18 protein-coding genes and 1 pseudogene are annotated in these 17,923 nt (G+C 70.0%); 11 read left to right on the top strand and 8 right to left on the bottom strand.

Going from position 1 to position 17,923, the window contains the following annotated elements:
• Window positions 1-234, top strand: a pseudogene (locus R6U01_RS13850) (hypothetical protein); the annotation flags it as partial.
• A 94-nt stretch (window positions 235-328) separates the two neighbouring features.
• Here the strand turns inward: R6U01_RS13850 and R6U01_RS13845 are convergent.
• Window positions 329-811, bottom strand: a complete 483-nt coding sequence (locus R6U01_RS13845) for a VOC family protein (RefSeq protein ID WP_410287042.1) — start codon at window positions 809-811, stop codon at window positions 329-331.
• A gap of 97 nt (window positions 812-908) precedes the next feature.
• Complete coding sequence (locus R6U01_RS13840) at window positions 909-1,358, bottom strand: DoxX family membrane protein (protein WP_410287041.1); 450 nt, start codon at window positions 1,356-1,358, stop codon at window positions 909-911.
• A gap of 69 nt (window positions 1,359-1,427) precedes the next feature.
• Here R6U01_RS13840 and R6U01_RS13835 point away from each other — a divergent pair, with 69 nt between their 5' ends.
• The gene (locus R6U01_RS13835) at window positions 1,428-1,817 is read left to right on the top strand and encodes a winged helix-turn-helix transcriptional regulator (protein WP_410287040.1); all 390 of its coding nucleotides are present in this window, start codon (window positions 1,428-1,430) and stop codon (window positions 1,815-1,817) included.
• 556 nt (window positions 1,818-2,373) lie between these two features.
• Window positions 2,374-2,835 (top strand): hypothetical protein, encoded by a 462-nt coding sequence (locus R6U01_RS13830; RefSeq protein WP_410287039.1) that lies wholly within the window; start codon window positions 2,374-2,376, stop codon window positions 2,833-2,835.
• A gap of 25 nt (window positions 2,836-2,860) precedes the next feature.
• Here R6U01_RS13830 and R6U01_RS13825 read toward each other — a convergent pair whose 3' ends face one another.
• A complete protein-coding gene (locus R6U01_RS13825; RefSeq protein WP_410287038.1) occupies window positions 2,861-3,139 on the bottom strand; it encodes an acylphosphatase in 279 nt (92 codons plus the stop codon).
• Window positions 3,140-3,250: 111 nt separating this feature from the next.
• Here R6U01_RS13825 and R6U01_RS13820 point away from each other — a divergent pair, with 111 nt between their 5' ends.
• The 5 genes from R6U01_RS13820 (at window position 3,251) to R6U01_RS13800 (ending at window position 10,168) form a co-directional block, all read left to right on the top strand.
• Window positions 3,251-4,768: a phosphomannomutase gene (locus tag R6U01_RS13820; RefSeq protein WP_410287037.1), complete on the top strand. Its 1,518-nt coding sequence runs from the start codon at window positions 3,251-3,253 to the stop codon at window positions 4,766-4,768.
• Between the two features lie 199 nt (window positions 4,769-4,967).
• On the top strand, window positions 4,968-6,086 hold the full coding sequence (locus R6U01_RS13815) for a BMP family protein (protein ID WP_410287036.1): 1,119 nt from the start codon (window positions 4,968-4,970) through the stop codon (window positions 6,084-6,086).
• A 152-nt stretch (window positions 6,087-6,238) separates the two neighbouring features.
• Window positions 6,239-7,822: an ABC transporter ATP-binding protein gene (locus R6U01_RS13810; protein WP_410287035.1), complete on the top strand. Its 1,584-nt coding sequence runs from the start codon at window positions 6,239-6,241 to the stop codon at window positions 7,820-7,822.
• Window positions 7,819-9,123, top strand: coding sequence for an ABC transporter permease (locus R6U01_RS13805; protein WP_410287034.1), 1,305 nt, complete (start codon window positions 7,819-7,821; stop codon window positions 9,121-9,123). The genes R6U01_RS13810 and R6U01_RS13805 overlap by 4 nt, the downstream gene beginning before the upstream one ends.
• A complete protein-coding gene (locus R6U01_RS13800) occupies window positions 9,116-10,168 on the top strand; it encodes an ABC transporter permease (protein ID WP_410287033.1) in 1,053 nt (350 codons plus the stop codon). The genes R6U01_RS13805 and R6U01_RS13800 overlap by 8 nt, the downstream gene beginning before the upstream one ends.
• A 48-nt stretch (window positions 10,169-10,216) precedes the next feature.
• Here R6U01_RS13800 and fer read toward each other — a convergent pair whose 3' ends face one another.
• Window positions 10,217-11,029, bottom strand: a complete 813-nt coding sequence (gene fer / locus R6U01_RS13795; protein WP_410287032.1) for a ferredoxin Fer — start codon at window positions 11,027-11,029, stop codon at window positions 10,217-10,219.
• 202 nt (window positions 11,030-11,231) lie between these two features.
• Between fer and R6U01_RS13790 the strand changes: the two genes are divergently transcribed.
• Together R6U01_RS13790 and R6U01_RS13785 are read left to right on the top strand one after the other, a co-directional pair.
• Window positions 11,232-12,602, top strand: coding sequence for a geranylgeranyl reductase family protein (locus R6U01_RS13790; protein WP_410287031.1), 1,371 nt, complete (start codon window positions 11,232-11,234; stop codon window positions 12,600-12,602).
• A gap of 106 nt (window positions 12,603-12,708) precedes the next feature.
• Window positions 12,709-12,927, top strand: coding sequence for a hypothetical protein (locus tag R6U01_RS13785; protein WP_410287030.1), 219 nt, complete (start codon window positions 12,709-12,711; stop codon window positions 12,925-12,927).
• A gap of 194 nt (window positions 12,928-13,121) precedes the next feature.
• On the opposite strand, the gene R6U01_RS13780 is transcribed toward R6U01_RS13785, so the two are convergent.
• The 4 genes from R6U01_RS13780 to R6U01_RS13765 form a co-directional block, all read right to left on the bottom strand.
• Window positions 13,122-13,424 (bottom strand): hypothetical protein, encoded by a 303-nt coding sequence (locus R6U01_RS13780; protein ID WP_410287029.1) that lies wholly within the window; start codon window positions 13,422-13,424, stop codon window positions 13,122-13,124.
• A 70-nt stretch (window positions 13,425-13,494) separates the two neighbouring features.
• Window positions 13,495-13,773, bottom strand: a complete 279-nt coding sequence (locus R6U01_RS13775; RefSeq protein WP_410287028.1) for a winged helix-turn-helix domain-containing protein — start codon at window positions 13,771-13,773, stop codon at window positions 13,495-13,497.
• A 102-nt stretch (window positions 13,774-13,875) separates the two neighbouring features.
• Window positions 13,876-15,156 carry an amidohydrolase gene (locus tag R6U01_RS13770; protein WP_410287027.1) on the bottom strand — a complete coding sequence of 427 codons (1,281 nt, stop codon included), beginning with the start codon at window positions 15,154-15,156 and terminating at the stop codon, window positions 13,876-13,878.
• 94 nt (window positions 15,157-15,250) lie between these two features.
• Window positions 15,251-15,466 (bottom strand): hypothetical protein, encoded by a 216-nt coding sequence (locus R6U01_RS13765; protein ID WP_410287026.1) that lies wholly within the window; start codon window positions 15,464-15,466, stop codon window positions 15,251-15,253.
• A gap of 308 nt (window positions 15,467-15,774) precedes the next feature.
• Here R6U01_RS13765 and nasA point away from each other — a divergent pair, with 308 nt between their 5' ends.
• Complete coding sequence (gene nasA, locus R6U01_RS13760) at window positions 15,775-17,883, top strand: assimilatory nitrate reductase NasA (protein WP_410287025.1); 2,109 nt, start codon at window positions 15,775-15,777, stop codon at window positions 17,881-17,883.
• The last annotated feature ends 40 nt before the right edge of the window (window positions 17,884-17,923 follow it).

Here is a 17,923-nt window from a genome sequence, read left to right as displayed (position 1 = left end):
CCGTTCCGCGTGACCGGGTACAACGGACGACGCTGGGACTGGCGGGTCGCCGGGGTCCCGGCAACCGGCCACCGGGTCGATAGCTACGCCGGCGAGACCGACCGCAGTCGCGTCGTCGTCGAGGTCCCGATCGTCGCGGCCTGGTACGTCCCGGTCTGCCGGCGCGCGCTGGACCGGTTCGCCGCGCTGGTCGAGTCGCGGTCGGGCGAGCGATGGACCGACGGCGACGCCTGACGACGACCACCGGACGACTGACGATCACCGACACCTGAAGACCACCGACAGCGACGCCTAGCGCTCCGGTTCGTCGCCAGGGGACGATCGGGCGTCAGTTCTCGTATCCCTTCTCGAACGGGTCGATCTCCTCGCTGCCGGGTTCGTCCTCGTCGCGGGTAAACCCCGGCCCCTCCGTCGCCAGTTCGAAGACCAGCCCGTCGGGGTCGCTGAAGTAGATGCTCGTGAAGTACGTGCGGTCTTTCACCTCGGAGACCCGCACCCCCTGCTCGCGGAGGTGCGCCTGCCACTCGCGGAGCGTCTCCTCGTCTTCGACGCCGAACGCGAAGTGGTGGCTCGCGCCCGGACCGGGCGCGCCCTGCGAGTTCGGGTACTCGAAGTAGGTGACGGTGGTTCCGGGCTCGCCCGTCGGCGTGGACGAGAAGTAGTAGTGCGGCGTCCCCGGGTCGTCGTAGTTCTGCGTCCGCTTGACGGTGTGCCAGCCGAGCGCGTCCTCGTAGAACGCGACCGTCTCGTCCATGTCCGTGCAGATGTTCGTCACGTGGTGCAGGCCGGTGGTGGGCGGGGCGTCGGTCATTGATGTGTCGTCGGTGGTCGCGGAGTCAGTTAGTGGTACTGGGGGTCGAACGGGTGCGGGAAAGCGTCGCGTTCGGCTCGGAACGGTCGCGGCCGGCTCAGAACAGGCCGAGGCCCAGCGCGTAGGGCCACGCGGTGCCGCCGACGGCGAGCAGCGCGACCGCGGCGCCGGCGCCGTAGACGTTCTTGAGGAAGCTCGTCATCTCGCTCTGCCGCTCCCCCGGGTCGTCGACCGACCAGAAGTCGTGCATCGTCACGGCGGAGACGAGCAGGAAACCGGCGAGCGCGCCGGCCGCGAGGACGGGGTACGCCCCGACGACGACGCCGAGCCCGCCCAGCAGGAGCACGAGCCCGGAGGCGATCACGGAGAAGCGCGGCGCCGGGAGGCCCTTGAACTCGGCGTGGCCGGCCATGGCGTCGACGTCCGTGAAGTGGTTCAGTCCCGTGAACGCGAGGGTGGCGCCGAACAGGATCCGGCCGAGCAGGAAGAGCTCGCCCGCGAGAGCGGTCTCGAACTGCAGCGGTAGCGTCGTGAAGTCAGCTAACATCGTGTAACTACGTATACGAACACAATCTATTTATCGCTTCCCGGACAAGTGGGTAAGTAGATAACACCGATGTCATCGCAGGACCTCGCCGGGCCGGATCCGGCGGAAACGACCGACGCAGAGTCCGGTACGAACACGTCCTCGGCCCCGGACACTCCGTGTCCCGTCATCGACTCGCTCGAACAGATCGGCTCGCGCTGGCGGCTCGTCGTCCTCCACGAGCTGTTGAACGGCGAGTCGCGTTTCAACGAACTCAAGCGGGAGACCGACGCGAACGCCCGGACCCTCTCGCGCGTGCTCGACGACCTCCAGGAGACCGGGTTCGTCCACCGCCGCCTCGAGGAGGAGTCGCCGGTGGCGACGTACTACAGCCTCACCGACAAGGGCGAGTCGCTCGCGCCCGTCTTCGAGGAGATCGACGACTGGGCCCACGAGTGGCTCGCCGAATGTAACGGGTAGGAACTCGTTTGCGAAAACGTCAGGTAGCCGCGAGTGAAGCTCACCTCCGTGGCCGGCCGTTTATAAATCACCAGCAGATCGCCGGCGAACACCTCCAAAGCCCCAGTCGCGAGGGCTCGGTGCGCTCGCTGCGGTCCTCGACCACTCACCGTGTTCGCGGCCTGCGGTCCTTGGGTCGCGCGCCTTCGCCCCCGCGACTGCCCCTTTGAGTCCCACCCCGCACCTCCGGAAGGAGGTCCTGCTCGCTCACTCCGATCGCTGCGCAGGCTGCGACTTCCGTGCTCCCGCCCGCGCCGTCGCCGGCGCTACGCGCCGGCTGCAAGAGGGACCTCCGGTCCCTCCCTGCTCACGGGACTGCAACCGCACCTCACACCTCCCCAGCCTCGTCAGCCGCGCGTGCACCTCACGCCCTCCGGGCGGTCGGCGGCACGCGCCGCTCGCCCGCGGTATCTACTTATACGCGTTGGCGACGGGCTCGGCGTTTTATATACTGCGTCGCGGTCGACCGGCTCTCGACGGCGAAACGCACACGACCCTCCGGCCCGTACGGGCGGGCGTGTACGCCGGACTGAAGAACACCCCCTGTTGCCTGTGCGGCCGCGACGAGACCCACACCCGGATCGCGGTGCCGCCGCGGGCGATCGGACTGCTGAAGAACGGCGAGCCGATCTCGTGGCGCGACGTGGTCGGGACGGTGACGCTCCGCTTTTGCGCCGACGACTGGGACCTCGTGAGCGACCTCGCGATCGAGATGGACGCCCACCCGCTGTCGCGGTGTAACGCGGCCCACGTCTCGCTCGACCTCCGCGAGGACCACGAGGCGCTGCTGTCGGCGGTGAAAGGCGAGACCGATCAGACGGAGCTGGAGGCCCGACTCGCGTCCGAGGCCGAGGCGACCCTCGACGCGGTCGACGACCCCTACACGGACGAGCGGGACGTCGTCGAGGCGATAGTGGTGTTACGCGCGCTGGAGGAGCTCGGCGTCCGCGACCCGACGGGCGACCCGGTGACGCCGTAGCGCGACGCGTTCTCTCATCCCTCGGTCACCACCGGACGTCGAACCCGTCCAGTCCCGCCGGCTCCTCGTGCGTCGCGTCGACGTCGTCGACGTCGGCGGCGCGGCTCCCCGTCTCGCACCACGCGACCATCTCGCGGACCGCGTTCGCCGGCCCCTCGAAGACGGCTTCGACGCGCCCGTCGTCGAGGTTGCGCACCCAGCCGTCGACCCCCTTCTCCCGGGCGGTGTCCCGAGTCGTCGCGCGGTAGTAGACGCCCTGGACGCGACCCGAGACGTACACGTGCGCTCGCGTGCGGTCGGCCATGACCGGACCGTGCGACCGCCGTCGGCATAAACGCGACGCCCGTCGAGCCCCGGACGACACCCGACGCTCGGCAACCGACGACTTCTAACGAACGGCCGTCAACAGGCGGGTATGGACCTGTTCGGAACAGCGGGGATCCGCGGGAGCGCCGCGGAGCGCGTCACCCCCGAGCTCGCGCTCGCCGTCGGACGCGCCGTCGCGGCGGAGGTACGGAACGGCGGGCGAGCCGACGGTCGCACTGACGACGGCGGCGACGCACGCCCGGCGGACGACGTCCGTCCGGCGGAGGTCGTGCTCGCCCGCGACGGCCGCGTGACCGGGCCCGCGCTCGCGGCGGCGATGGAGTCGGGGCTCGCGTCGGGCGGCGTCCGCGTGCTGCGCGCGGGTCGGCTCCCGACGCCGGCACTCGCGCACGCCTCGCGGGGACGGTACGGCGTCATGCTCACCGCCTCGCACAACCCGCCGACGGACAACGGGATCAAGCTGTTCCGCGACGGCAGCGAGTTCGACCGCGAGGCCGAGCGCGCCGTCGAGGAGCGCGTCGAGAGCCGAGAGCCCCCGGCGACGTGGGACGCGTGGACCGAGACGGAGCGGGTCGACACCTTCGCCGGCTACCTCGCCGACGTCCGCGAGTACGCGGGGCGGTTCGGCGCCCCGCTCGACGGGCTCCGGGTCGCGGTCGACTGCGGGAACGGGATGGCCGGGCCCGCGACGCCGACCGTGCTCCGCGAGCTCGGCGCCGAGGTCGTCACGCTCAACGGGAACGTCGACGGTCACTTCCCCGGCCGCGGGAGCAAGCCGACTCCGGAGACCCTCCGCGACCTCCGGGCGTTCGTCGCCGACGCCAACGAGGGCGTCGACGACCCCGGTCGCCCGAGCGCGGCCGACGAGGGCGACGACGAGCCGGCGGGACTCGCCTTCGGTATCGGTCACGACGGCGACGCCGACCGGATCGTGATCGTCGACGCCGACGGCGAGGTCGTCCACGAGGACACCGTCCTCGCGATGCTCGCCGAGCGGTACACGCGAGCGAGCGACGCCGTCGACCCCGTGGTCGTCACGACGCCGAACGCCTCCGGGCGGATCGACGAGCGCGTCCGCGAGGCCGGCGGTCGGGTCGAGCGCGTGCGGCTGGGCGCGCTCCACGAGGGCATCGCGGCGGTCCGCGAGGAGGCGGCGGCGAACGGGCAGGCGGCCGCCGCCGACACCCGCGTCGTCTTCGCCGCGGAGCCGTGGAAGCACATCCACGTCGCCCTCGGCGAGTGGATCGACGGCGTCGCCTCGGCGGCCGTGATCGCCCGGCTCGTCGCCGACGAGGGGCTCGACGGCCTCCGCGAGCCGATCGCGGAACGCCCGTACCGCAAGGTCAGCGTCGACTGTCCCGACGACGCCAAGGCCGACGCCATGGACCGGCTGGAGACCGCGCTGCCGGCGGCGTTCCCCGACGCGGCCGTGGACACCGACCACGGCGTCCGCCTCGAGTTCGCGGACGCGTCGTGGACGCTCGTCCGCCCGTCCGGCACGGAGCCGTACGTCCGAGTGTACGCCGAGAGCGACGCGGTCGACGAACTCGTCGCGGACGTCCGTGCGGTCGTCGTCGACGCGGTGCGCGCGGCCGAGGACGGTTGACAGGCCGATCGACTCTTAGTAACAGGCCGATCGACTCTTAGTAACAGGCCGATCGACTCTTATATACCACGAACGTGAACACGTTCGGGCTCGAACGGCCCGAACCGTCGATGTTCGGTCGGTCGATATGCGAGAACGTGCACTCCCGGGCGGCAAGAGCGACGAATTTATGCCGCGCTCCCGCCCCGTTGTAGGTGACATGGTATCCGACCTCGATCGGCGGCGGTTCGTCAAGGCGGCAAGCGCAGCGGGCCTCATCGGCCTCGCCGGCTGCAGCGGCGGGCCGAGCGACGACGGCTCGGACGGTAACGATTCGGACGGCGACGACGGCTCCGACGGCGGCGACGACGCCCCGGCCGCCGTGGGCATCGTCTACTCCGACGGCGGGCTCGGCGACAACTCGTTCAACGACGCGGCCCAGCAGGGCATCCTGCAGGCCGAAGAGGAGTTCGGGATCGCGTACAACGAGGCCGAACCGGACGGGTCCGGCGAGTTCGGGCAGTTCCAGCAGCGGTACGCCAGTTCGACGGATCCGGAGTACGATCTCGTCTCCTGTATCGGGTTCAACCAGGGCGACGCGCTCTCCGAGACCGCGCCCCAGTACCCCGACCAGGCCTTCATGATCGTCGACACCGTGGTCGAGGAGTCGAACGTCGCGAGCTACCTCTTCCGCGAGGAGGAGGGGTCGTTCCTGATGGGCGTGCTGGCCGCCCGTCTGACCGAGACGGAGTTCTCCGCGGGCGCCGGCGAGACCGACCCGGACTCGGCGAGGGTCGGCTTCGTGGGCGGCGTCGACAGCCCGGTCATCCGCCGGTTCCAGGCCGGCTTCGAGGCCGGCGTCGAGTACGTGTCCGACAGCGTCGACGTCACCACGAGCTACGTCGGCAGCTACGCCGACCCCTCGGGCGGTCAGGAGGCCGCGCTGTCGATGTACCAGAGCGACGTCGACATCATCTACCACGCGTCGGGCGCCACGGGCGTCGGCGTGTTCCAGGCCGCACAGGAGGAGGAGCGGTTCGCGTTCGGCGTCGACCAGGACCAGTCGGTCTCCGAGGAGTCGTTCGCGGACGTGATCCTCGCCTCGATGGTGAAGCGCGTCGACACCGCGGTGTACGAGTCGATCTCGAACGTCGTCGACGACGACCACCAGGGGGGATCGACGGTCGCCCTCGGGCTGGAGTCGAACGGTGTCGAGTGCGTGTACGGCGATCAGATCGGCGACGAGGTGCCCGACGAGATCACGACGGCGGTGGCCGACGCGCGCGACGAGATTATTGACGGGAACATCGACGTCCCCGAGACCACGGACGACGACTGAGCGCGACACGGCGGCGACCTTTCGGTCGCAGCCGCTCGTCTTGACCGCGAAACCACGACTTTTTGAACGTTCCGGTTGATAAGACAACAGTTTTGCGGGACGTCGGTTCGGAATCCGCGCTCTTTTAGCCTCCGGCGCGGAGTTACGGGTGAATGAACCCGGCGGTCCACTTGGACGGCATTACGAAGCGATTCCCCGGGGTCGTCGCGAACGACGACGTGGACCTCGCGGTGGAGCGAGGGAGCGTCCACGCCCTGCTCGGCGAGAACGGCGCCGGCAAGACCACGTTGATGAACGTGTTGTACGGCCTCTACCAGCCGACGGAGGGAACCGTCGTCCTCGACGGCGAACCCCAGTCGTTCGACTCGCCCCGAGACGCGATCGACGCGGGGGTCGGCATGATCCACCAGCACTTCATGCTCGTCGACCCGATGACGGTCTGGGAGAACGTCGTCCTGGGCAACGAGCCGACGACGTGGGGGGGTCTCCGGGTCGACAGGGAGGCCGCCCGCGAGGCGGTCATCGACCTGAGCGCGCGCTACGGCTTCGACGTGGACCCCGACGCCCGGATCGAGGACGTCTCCGTGGGCGTCCAGCAGCGCGTCGAGATCCTGAAGGCGCTGTACCGCGGCGCCGACGTGCTCATCCTCGACGAACCGACTGCGGTGCTCACGCCGCAGGAGGTCAGGGAGCTGTACGGCGTCATCGAGGAGCTCACCGACCAGGGGAAGACGATCATCTTCATCTCGCACAAGCTCAGCGAGGCGCTCTCGACGGCCGACGAGATCACCGTCCTGCGCGACGGGGTCAAGGTCGGCACCGTCGACGCCGCGGACGTGACCCGCGAGGAGCTCGCGCAGATGATGGTCGGCCGCGAGGTGCTGATGGAGCCGGCGACGACGCCGCAGGAGGCCGGCGAGAAGGTACTGGAGGTGACCGACCTCCGCGCCGAGGACGACCGCGGCGTCGAGGCGGTGTCGGGGATCTCCTTCGGACTCCGCGCCGGCGAGGTGTTCGGTGTCGCCGGCGTCGACGGCAACGGACAGTCACAGCTGGTGGAGGCGATCACCGGGATGCGGGACCCGACCGCCGGGTCGATCACGTACCTCGGTGAGCCGATGGCGGAGGCCACCCGCCGCGAGCACATCGACCGCGGGATGGCCTTCATCCCGGAGGACCGCCAGGAGCGCGGGCTCGTGATGTCGTACGACCTGACCGAGAACGGCATCCTGGGGAGCCAACACGACCCGCCCTTCGCCGAGGGCGGTCGACTCGACTGGCGTGCCTCGCGGGACCACGCGGAGTCGGTCGTCGAGCGCTACGACGTGCGTCCCCCGACCGTGGACGTGCAGGCCGGGTCGCTCTCCGGCGGCAACCAGCAGAAGTTCATCGTCGGTCGGGAGTTCGAGCGCGACCCCGACCTCGTCGTGGCGATGCACCCGACCCGAGGGGTCGACATCGGTTCCACGGAGTTCCTCCACGACCGGCTGCTCGAACTGCGGGCCGAGGGGAAGGCCGTGCTGTTGGTCTCCTCGAAGCTGGACGAGGTGCAGGGGCTCTCGGACCGCCTCGCGGTGCTCCACGAGGGGGAGTTCACGGGCATCGTCGACCCCGCCACGGTGACCGAAGAGGAGATCGGCCTCCTGATGGCCGGAGAGACGCTCGACGACGACGACTCCGTCGAGGAGGCCGCGATCCACGGAGCCGCGGGCGCTGACGAGGGGGTGGACACGTGAGCAGCGCCGGGCCGGACCGGCTCCCGTCGTTCGCCCGCCGCGTCATCGCGCCGTTCGTCGACCGCTCGGTCGCGGAGCGCCTTTTGATAAGCGTCGCCGCGATCCTGCTGTCGATCGTCGTCGGCTTCGTCATCGTGCTCGTCTCCGGCCGGATCGCCCAGTGTAGCACCGCCGAGTGGACGATGCCGCTGATCGGGATGGGTTTCTGTTACGACCCCGTCGAAGTGTATCTCGTCCTGTTCAACGGCGCGCTCGGGTACCCGTTCGCGGTCGGCGAGCCCGGGCTGCTCGACCCGAACTGGTCGCCGTTCAACCTCTCGCTCGGGCTCACGCTCTCGGAGACGACGCTCCTCATCTTCACCGGGCTCTCCGTCGCCGTCGCGTTCCGCGCCGGCCTGTTCAACATCGGGACGCAGGGACAGCTGGTCGTCGGGGGGCTCGCGACCGCGCTGACCGTGCTCGCGGCGGCGCCGCTGCTCCCGACGGGACCGGTCGCGGGCGTGGCGCTGATCGTCGTCGGGATCGTCGCCGGCGCCGTCGGCGGCGGCTTTTGGGGCGCGATACCGGGTGCGCTGAAGGCGTACGCCGACGCCAACGAGGTGATCACGACGATCATGCTCAACTTCATCGCGGCGAACATCGCGTACGTGCTCGTGTTGGAGGTGTTCCGCGCCGAGGGCTCGTCGGTGGTCGCCACGGCGTACGTCCCGGAGTACGCCCAGTTCCTCCCGTGGTTCTTCCCGCAGTCCAGCGACTTCGCCATCTTGGCGCTGCTCGTCGGGATCGGCTTCATCGGCGCGCTCTACTACGTCGTCGAGCACACGTCGTTCGGCTACGACCTGCGCACCAGCGGGGTCCAGGCGGCCGCCGCCGAGTACGGCGGCGTGAACGCCAAGGCGACGACCGTCCGGGCGATGACGCTCTCGGGCGCGATCGGCGGCGTCGGCGGCGCGGTGTGGGTGCTGATGTCGGAGGGACGGTGGATGGCGTCGGTCCCCGCGCTCGGGTTCGACGGGATCACCGTCTCCATCCTCGCAGGGAACAACCCGCTCGGCGTGTTGCCGGCGGCGTTCCTGTTCGGACTGCTGAAGGGCGGCGCCCTGGAGATCGGCTTCCGAACCGGCGTACCGACCGAGCTCGTCGAGGTGCTGCGCGGGCTGATCATCCTGTTCGTGGCCATGCCGGAGTTCTTCCGGATGATCGGCGAGTACGTCGGACTCAGTTCGCGGGGCCCGAGGAGACCGGATGCGGGCGGCACCGACGAGGCGGCCGCCGTCGAGGGAGGTGAGGCCGATGCGTAACCCGCTCGCCGACGTGTCGATTCCGATCCTCGACGACCTGATCGACGACGACTACGTGCGGTCGCTCGTCGTGGGCACCGTGACGGTGCTCGGCCTGTTGGGGCTGCTCGGGCTGGTGTTCCCCGAATCGGTCGCCGGCGACCTCGCCGGGATCGTCTTCTCGTCGAGCACCGCGGCGTCGACGTCGCGGCTGGCGGCGCCGATCGTGCTGGCCGGACTCGGCGGCATCTTCGCGGAGAAGTCCGGCGTCATCAACATCGGGCTGGAGGGGCTGCTGATCATCTCGGCGTTCATGTCCGTGTACGTCGCCTCCGTGGTCGGGATCGGCAACGCCGTCTTCGGGGTGCCGGCCATCTGGGTCGGATTCTTCGGCGGGATCGCGGCGTCGACCGCGCTCGCCGGCGTCTTCGGGATCGTGTGCATCGAGTTCAAGGCCGACCAGATCATCGCAGGACTGGCGGTGTGGCTCATCGCGCTCGGGCTGGCGCCGTTCATGTCGACGGTGTTCTTCGGCGGGGTCAACACGCCGAACCTCGGCGCGCGCGTCGGGTGGGAGTACTCCGCGGTGATGGTCGTCGTCGCGACGCTCGTCTCGTGGTGGGCGCTGAACCGCACCGCGTTCGGGAAGCACCTCCGGGCGGCCGGGGAGAATCCGAAGGCGCTCGACACCGTGGGCGTCTCCGTCTCGAAGGTGCGTCACGCGGGCGTCTTGCTGTCCGGCGTCCTCTCGGGCATCGGCGGCTCCGCGCTCGCGCTGTCGATCGGCCAGTTCGTCGGCTCCGGCGAGACGATGGTGCAGGGGAAGGGGTTCATCGCCATCGTCGCGTACCTGTTCGGGAACTACAACCCGCTCGGGACGCTCGGCGCGGGCGTGCTGTTCGCCGGCCTCGACGCGATCCAGATCCGGCTCCAGCAGCTCGGGTACGCGGTCCCCGACACGCTGGTCCAGACGATCCCGTACGTCGTCGTGATCGTCGTCCTCGCGTTAGTCGGCCGGACGCGGCTCCCGGCGGCCGCCGGGGAGCACTACGAGACCGAGGACTGAGGCGGGGCGACCACCGACCCGTGACGCCGGGCCCGCGAGGGTGCCCGCTCAGTCCGACACCGATCCCGCCCCGCCGCGGTCCGACGCGGGGGACGGGAGGCGCAGGTCGGCGAACTCCGCCAAGTCACCGACACCGGTGACGATCCGGACCTCGGCCGTGACGGGCACGCCGACACAGGAGAGGCGGGCGTTCGTCTCCCGGATCTGCTCGTCCGAGAGTATCGACTGTCCCGGCATCGCCACGTCGCCGTCGACGACGATGACGGCGCAGTTCGAACACGCGCCGCCGCGGCAGGCGTACGGCCACGACCGCCCGCCGCGTTCGGCCGCCTCGAGGATCGACTCGTCCGGCTCGACGAGGAACCGGCCGTACTCGGGCAGCCCGATGTCCGACTCCGCCGCCTTCTCGAAGAGGTCCGGGTCGTCGAGCGACCAGCCGCGCTCGGTCATCGCGTCGTAGTCGAGGTGGAACACCGTCGACGCATCGCCCGTGACGAGGGGTTCGACCCCGCCCTCGGCGTACCCGCGGATCACGTTCGCCGCCTCGGCGACGGGGCGGTCCGCCAGCTCGGCGAACCACCGCTCGACCGACTCGATCGCGAGGTTCGACTCCGCCGCGACCGCCTCCATGTCGACCCCCTCCAGCCGGGCAATCTCGGCGACGTACGCCGGCGAGTCGAGCGAGTCGAGCGTCTCCTCGACCGCCTCGACCGGCCGGTCGTACCAGGACGCCAACTCCCTCGGACCGATCCCTCTGTCGTACGCGACGGCGAGCATCAGCGCCGCGGTCGTCTCCCCCGTGCGAACTTCGCGGAGCCACGCGCGGAGCCGGTCCGTCTCGACGTGTCGGAGTCCGCTCATATTCGCGTTCTCGGCCTCGCACCGGTTAAAAACGGGGCCTGAACAGTCAGGTACCGCCCCGTCGCCGACTCGGGAGCCTCCCGGCCGGTGACGCCGTCGGCCGCGCGACCGTCGCGCGCGAACCGAGTGCGGCTCCTGTCGGCCCGGAGAGGACCGAATCGGGAACAAAGAGTTTTGCCACCGGGGGAACGACCCACGTGACATGACCATCGACGAGTACGACGTCGTCGTGGCCGGCGCCGGGACCGCCGGCTGTTACGCCGCCGCGACGATCGCGAACGAGGGCCTCGACGTCGTCATCGTCGAGCGAAAGGACGAGGAGGAGGCCGGACACATCGCCTGCGGCGACGCGCTGAAGGGCGCGGACGCCTTCCCGGAGGCCATCCCGAAAGAGCGGCTCGAACCGGCGTTCACCAACACCGAGGTGGACCACGGCCGGTTCGAGATTCCCCAGGAGGACACGGTCCTCGAGATCCCCGTCCCCGGCGAGCTGGCCGTCATCGACCGCTGGGAGTACGGGCGACGGATCATCGCGGGCGCCGAGGACGCCGGCGTCGACTTCCACTACGACACCGTGATCAACGACGTGATCCAGACGGGCGACGGGCGGGTCACGGGGCTCCGCGCGAAGCGGAAGGGCGACCCGGTCACGTATTACAGCGACCTGGTGATCGACGGCGCCGGGTCGCTGTCGCTGCTACAGGACAAGGCGGACTTCGAGGGGACCACCTTCGACACCAACGTGCGCTACTCGCAGTTCTGCTCGGCGTACCGCGAGATCGTCGAGGTCCCCGAGCCGGTCGAGTGGGACGACGCGCTCGTGTTCAAGGCGACCGACCGCGCCGCGGGGTACCTCTGGTACTTCCCGCGGACGAGCACCGAGATCAACGCCGGGCTCGGCTTCCAGATGAACGAGAAGCCGATGCAGCTCGTCGAGGCGCTGAAACGCGACCTCCGGAATCGACCCGAGTTCGAGGGCGCGACGGTCACGGACAAGCTCGGCGCCGCGCTCCCCACCCGCCGCCCGTACGACTCGGCGGTCGCCCCGGGGTACATGGCGGTCGGCGACGCGGCGGGCCACGTCAATCCGACCACCGGCGGCGGCATCGCCGGGGCGGCGTACGCGGGCAAGTACGCCGGCGAGCAGGCCGTGAAGGCCATTTCCGACGGCGACGTCAGCGAGGAGAACCTCTGGCGGTACAACACGCGCGTGATGGACCACTTCGGCGGGCGCTACGCCGGGCTCGACGTGTACAACGTGCTCTCCACGGCGGTCGACGTAGACGACTTGATGGGGCTGCTCGCCGCGCTCCCCGGCGAGAAGCTGGCCGAGGCGCTCTACGAGGGCTCCACGTCGATGTCGTTCGGTCTGAAGCTGAAGGCGGCGATCAAGAGCTTCGGCTACTGGGGGACGATCCGGAACTTCTACCAGACGAAGACGCTCGCCGACGAGCTGCTCGCGCACTACGAGTCGTACCCGACCAGCCCGGCCGCGATGGCGAACTGGACGGGCGAGCGCGACGCGATCATGGATCGGATCTACGAGACCACGGGCGCCGATCCGAAGTACTGAACGGGGCGGTCGATCGGCAGGACGGCGTTACCCGGATGCTCAAAACTCGTCTCCGCGTGAAGATGGCGGTGATTGATGAGACTCAACTGAATAATGAGTATAAGACATGGGTACTATTCAGCGGGAAGACGCGAAGGGAATCCTGAACGAGACGGCCATGACGATCCACAAACGAGAGACGGGCGCGGAGGGCTTCCAGACGGTGTGTGGGCAGACGTGCCACCTCGAACGGGGACAGCTCCGGAAGATCCGCGTCGAGCAGGCCACCGGTGAGCTCGACGCGGACAAGTGCGGGCGCTGTTTCGAGGACGGCCGGGGGTACTAGTTCACGCGGGGGAAGCGCCCGCGCGTCGTTGCCGCCTCCGCAGATCACCGCGGCCTGCCGGCCCGCCTCTCGGACGTCGTTTCCGACGCGATATCGGGAGGCCGTCGCTGTGCGCCGGTGTGTGACGCTCGCGTACTGAGGGATCGGTGGCGTGCGCAGCGGCGACAGACACCGGTTCCAACGGAGCCGCGTTCTCAGTCCCACGTCACCCACAGCAGGAAGCCGAGCGCGACCGTCTGGAAGACGTGGACGACGACGTTCGCCCGCCACGCCAGCGGGGGCATGTCGGTCGCGAACCACCCGGCTAGCACGGGGTGATACAGGTAGAAGTACAGCGAGAGCGCGTTCTGCGCGAGAAGCACGGCACCGAACGCCGCCAGCCCCACGGAGTGCTTCGACCGGAAGGCGAGGTAGTTCCGCGCCCACACCCAGGTGAGCGCGAACAGCATCGCGAGGTTCACGGCGACGCTGACGCGCGCGACGTCTACCCACTGCATCGCTCACACCCCCAGAGCGCCGTCGCCGTCGCGTCGGCGGTCGCCACGGTCGCGTCGGCGCTCGTCGCGGTCATACCGGGAGGCCGTCGGCGATCTCCTCGACGAGGTCCCAGTGTCGCCGGGTGCCCTCGGTCGGGTAGTACACCGTGCCGTAGCCGTCCCCGGTGCGCTCGACCACGTCGTGATCGCGGAGCACGTCCAGGTGGTGTCGCACCGTCGTGTAGTCCAGGTCGAGGTGCTCGGCCAGCTGGTTCGCGTTCCGCGGGCGGTCGTCGATCGCCCTGAGAATCCGGACTCTGTTCGGGCCGCCGCGAGTCCCGGTGAGCACGTACCAGAGGACGGCCTCCATGCCCGTATCGAGGTGTTCGCGGCGCCTAAACCTACCGCCGCCGGAACCGCGCGGACTCGGTTCGTCCGGCTCACCAGCGCGATCGGATCGGACGCGATTCCCTCACGGGCGCGTCTTGGCAACCCGCAGGATCGCTCCGCTCAGCACGTCGATACCGACCGCGATGTCGTCCTCAACCACGTCGAAGGTGCTCGTGTGGTGGCCGCCCGGGTGGTCGGTGCCGACGCCGACGTAGCAGGCGAGTCCCCCCTTATCTTGGACCGCCTGCATGAGGTAGGTCGCGTCCTCCGAGCCGCCCAGGTCGTCGCTCTCGACGATCTCGGTGACGCCCGGGGTCTCGCCCGCGACCTCGCCGACGATCCCGGCGAGCGCGGCGTCGCTGGTCGCGCTCGGGGCCTCGCCCTTCGTGGCAACGTCAACCTCGCAGTCGTGCATCTCGGCCGCCGAGTCCAGGATCCGGTCGGCGTGGTCGGACATGTACGAGGCCAGCTCCGTCGTCGCGCCCCGCAGCTCGCCCTCGATGAACGACTCCTCGGGGACGATGTTCGTCGCCGTGCCGCCGCCGACGAGGCCGGCGTTCACCCGGGTCGGTCCGTCGGCGTGACGCGGGATCGCGTAGAGGTTCTGGATCGCTGACGCCATCGCCTGGACCGCGTTGCGCCCCTGTTCGGGGCGCGCGCCGGCGTGAGACGGCTCGCCGGTAAACTCCGCGAGGAAGTGGCGGACCGCGAGGAACCCCCCGACGCCGCAGACGACCTCGCCGGAGGGGTGGTCGAGGCCGACGTGGACCGCGTAGAGGTAGTCGACGTCGTCGAGGTGGCCGGACTCGGCCATCGGCTTCCCGCCCGCCACCTGTTCTTCGCCGGGCTGGAAGAACACCTTCAGCGTGCCCGCGAACTCTGAGTCGAGCACCGCGTCGAGCGTGCCGAGCCCCATGGTCGCGTGGGCGTCGTGGCCGCACGCGTGCATGAACCCCTCGTGCTCCGAGCGGAACCCCTCGTCGACGGGGACGTGACCGCCGTCCCCGGACTCGCGGATCGGCAGCGCGTCGATGTCGACGCGGAGCCCGATCACGGGGCCGTCGCCGCGCTCGACGACGGCGACGCAGCCGGTGTAGCCTCCGGAAAGCTCGTCCACGACGTCCGGATCCGCGCCCGCGTCACGGGCGCGCTGCTCCCACTCGGCGAGTTCATCGCCGCCGGGGACGTTCAGCCGGTCGTCGGTCGCGAGGGCGTCGCGGCCGACGTGCAGTTCGGTGAGGTCGCGTTTCCGGAGCTCCTCGACGATCCGGGCGGTGGTGTAGAACTCGCACCACGCGGGCTCGGGGTGGCGGTGGAGGTCGCGGCGGAGCTGTCGGTACGCGTCGGATTCGAGCGCGCTCATACGCGTCGGTGACCTCGGGTAGGCTTAAAATGTCGCGTGCCGGAAGCGGTCGGCAGAGGCGTCGGCCGCGGTGACTCCGCGCTCGGCCCGACGGTCAGTCGTCGCGCTCCCCCTCGATCCGATCGGCCTCGCGGACCAGTTCGCTCGCGACCGTGCGGGCCTGTTCCGGCGTGAGGTCCACGCGGTCGGCGTGGAGCGGGAGCCGGTCGACGAGGGCGGAGACCGAAGGCCGGGTCGCCCGGCTCGAACCGATTCGCTCTGACGCGATCGCGACGTCTTCGGAGACACGCGACACGAACGGCTCGGACACACGCGACACGAACGACCCCGACGCCCCGCCACGGCGCAGGCGCCAGACACGCGCGCGAGCGAGTGGGGTCCGCGCGTGCCAGTATACGCATGTTTGTTTGGATATTCGGATACAATCTGAATATTTCTGACTTATAAGACATCAAAAAACCATACCAAAACGATTATACCGCGAATGTTCCATGTAACACCCAGAACGCAACTGATGCGAACTCACGTGCACGGGCCACCTGTTTCGGACCGGTCACGGATCGACACCGTCGGCGAGGCGCTCGGCAACGCGCCCTCCTCTCGGGATCGGGGGCGTCGATGAGCGAGTGGACGCCCACGACGTGTATGCGGTGTGCGGTGGGCTGTGGTCACCTCCAACGGGGCTACGTCAACAACTACGGGCTCGACACCGTCCGCGGCGACACGGCGCACCCGGTGAACCGCGGCCTGGCCTGCCAGCGGGGGATCGACGAGACCGCCGATCCCGAGGGGGAGTGGCTGACGCGGCCGCTCATCAGAGAGGACGGAACCCTCGTCCCGACCAGCTGGGAGCGGGCGATCGGAACCGTCGTCTCGCGCTTCGGGGACGCGCTCGCCGAGACGCCGGACGGCGTCGCGGTGTTGGGGAGCGGACAGCAGACGAACGAGGCGGCGTACGCGCTCGGGAAGCTCGCCCGCGGCGGCTTCGGCACCCGCTACTACGACGCCAACACCACCCTCTGTATGGCCTCCGCCGTCACCGCCTACTACCAGGCGTTCGGGAGCGACGCCCCGCCGCCGACGTACGACGACATTCCCGACGCCGACACTCACGTGGTCTGGGGCGCGAACCCGGCGGTGGCGCACCCGGTGATGTACCGGTGGATCGCCGACAGCGCGAGCGACGACGACGGCGAGCTGATCGTCGTCGACCCCGTCGAGAGCGAGACCGCCGACGACGCTGACCTCCACGCGCAGGTCGACCCCGGCACCGACCTCGCGTTCGCCCGGGCGGTGCTGGCGCACGTCGTCGACAGCGGCGGCGTCGACCGCGAGTTCGTCGCCGAGGCGACGGTCGGCTTCGAGGCGACGGTCGAGTCGCTCCCGCCGGTCTCGGAGGCGGCCGCGACCGCCGGCGTCGCCGTCGAGACGGTCGAGCGCGTCGCCGACGCGCTGACGCGGTCGACGCTCCTGTACTGGGGGATGGGCGTCAACCAGAGCGTCCAGGGGACCGCGACCGCTCGGGCGCTCATCGACCTGTGTCTCGCGACCGGGAACCTCCGGCCCGGGAGCGGACCCTTCTCGCTGACCGGGCAGGCGAACTCGATGGGGACGCGGGTCTGCTCGTCGAAGGGAACCTGGCCCGGCCAGCGCGGGTTCACCGACCCGGACCACAGACGGATCGTGGCCGACGCGTGGGGCGTTCCGCGGAGCCGGCTCCCAGATGACCCGGGGCCGGGACCGGTCGGGATCGTCGACGCCGTGGCGGACGGGCCGCCGGAGGCCTGTTGGACGGTGGCGACGAACCCCGTCGCGGGGATGCCCGACGGCGACCGCGTTCGGGAGGCGCTCGAGGACACCTTCCTCGTCGTCCAGGACGCGTTCCGCACCGAGACCGCCGAGCTGGCGGACGTGGTGTTGCCCGCGGCGACGTGGGGCGAGTCCGAGGGCACGGTGATGAACATGGAGCGGCGCGTCTCGCGGGTCCGCGCCGCCACGGGGACCTCGCCGAAGATCAAACAGGACCTCGACATCGTCGTCGCGATCGGCGCGGCGATCGACCCGGCGCTGTTCCCCGAGCCGACGGTCTCGCCGGAAGCGGTGTTCGACGAGCTGCGCGGGCTGACCGCGGGGACGCCGGCGGACCTCTCCGGCCTCTCGTACGGCCGGCTGGACGCGGAGCTCGCGGTCCGCTGGCCCGCGCCGACCCCCGAGGCGGAGGGCGGGTATCGGTACGTCGACGGGGACGGCTGGGAGTTCCCCACCCCCTCGGGCCGCGCCCGGTTCTCGACCGGGACCCACGACGGGCTCGCCGAGCCGACCGACGACGAGTACCCGCTCACGCTCACGACCGGGCGGCGGGCCGACGCGTACAACACCGGCGTTCGCAGCCGCGGCGACGAGGCCGACGCGCTTCCGACGGCGCGGGTCCACCCGGAGACGACGCGGGAGCACTTGGGGGCGCTCGACCGCGGGAAGACGGTCCTCTCGTCGCGCCGCGGGTCGACGACGGTCGCGGTCAACCCGGACGACGGGGTCCCGAAGGGGATGGTGTGGCTGCCGATCCACCACCCGGCGGTGAACGCCCTCACGCTCCCGGTCGTCGATCCCGAGTCCGACGAACCGAACTTCAAACAGTGCGCGGTGGAGCTCAGCGCGCCCGAGGACGGCCGAAGCGACCTCACCGACAGTTCGAGACGGACGAACTGCACCGAGTCCTACTCTTAAATTCGTCATGACAAATTTAGAATAAAACTGCGTGCGAAGA

The sequence above is a fragment of the Halorubrum sp. genome (genome assembly GCF_046498025.1).
Taxonomy (GTDB): Archaea; Halobacteriota; Halobacteria; order Halobacteriales; family Haloferacaceae; genus Halorubrum.
The sequence above is the reverse complement of the archived record's forward strand: the minus strand, read 5'-3'. Positions and strand labels throughout refer to the sequence as shown.

Excerpts from the sequence above, each read along its gene's own strand:
- R6U01_RS13775 (WP_410287028.1), bottom strand. The coding sequence starts at position 13,773 with ATGGAGGCCGTCCTCTGGTACGTGCTCACCGGGACTCGCGGCGGCCCG.
- R6U01_RS13770 (WP_410287027.1), bottom strand. The coding sequence starts at position 15,156 with ATGAGCGCGCTCGAATCCGACGCGTACCGACAGCTCCGCCGCGACCTC.
- R6U01_RS13785 (WP_410287030.1), top strand. The coding sequence starts at position 12,709 with ATGGGTACTATTCAGCGGGAAGACGCGAAGGGAATCCTGAACGAGACG.
- R6U01_RS13835 (WP_410287040.1), top strand. The coding sequence starts at position 1,428 with ATGTCATCGCAGGACCTCGCCGGGCCGGATCCGGCGGAAACGACCGAC.
- R6U01_RS13810 (WP_410287035.1), top strand. The coding sequence starts at position 6,239 with ATGAACCCGGCGGTCCACTTGGACGGCATTACGAAGCGATTCCCCGGG.
- R6U01_RS13845 (WP_410287042.1), bottom strand. The coding sequence starts at position 811 with ATGACCGACGCCCCGCCCACCACCGGCCTGCACCACGTGACGAACATC.
- R6U01_RS13825 (WP_410287038.1), bottom strand. The coding sequence starts at position 3,139 with ATGGCCGACCGCACGCGAGCGCACGTGTACGTCTCGGGTCGCGTCCAG.
- R6U01_RS13815 (WP_410287036.1), top strand. The coding sequence starts at position 4,968 with ATGGTATCCGACCTCGATCGGCGGCGGTTCGTCAAGGCGGCAAGCGCA.
- R6U01_RS13780 (WP_410287029.1), bottom strand. The coding sequence starts at position 13,424 with ATGCAGTGGGTAGACGTCGCGCGCGTCAGCGTCGCCGTGAACCTCGCG.
- R6U01_RS13840 (WP_410287041.1), bottom strand. The coding sequence starts at position 1,358 with ATGTTAGCTGACTTCACGACGCTACCGCTGCAGTTCGAGACCGCTCTC.
- R6U01_RS13820 (WP_410287037.1), top strand. The coding sequence starts at position 3,251 with ATGGACCTGTTCGGAACAGCGGGGATCCGCGGGAGCGCCGCGGAGCGC.
- fer (WP_410287032.1), bottom strand. The coding sequence starts at position 11,029 with ATGAGCGGACTCCGACACGTCGAGACGGACCGGCTCCGCGCGTGGCTC.
- nasA (WP_410287025.1), top strand. The coding sequence starts at position 15,775 with ATGAGCGAGTGGACGCCCACGACGTGTATGCGGTGTGCGGTGGGCTGT.
- R6U01_RS13790 (WP_410287031.1), top strand. The coding sequence starts at position 11,232 with ATGACCATCGACGAGTACGACGTCGTCGTGGCCGGCGCCGGGACCGCC.
- R6U01_RS13800 (WP_410287033.1), top strand. The coding sequence starts at position 9,116 with ATGCGTAACCCGCTCGCCGACGTGTCGATTCCGATCCTCGACGACCTG.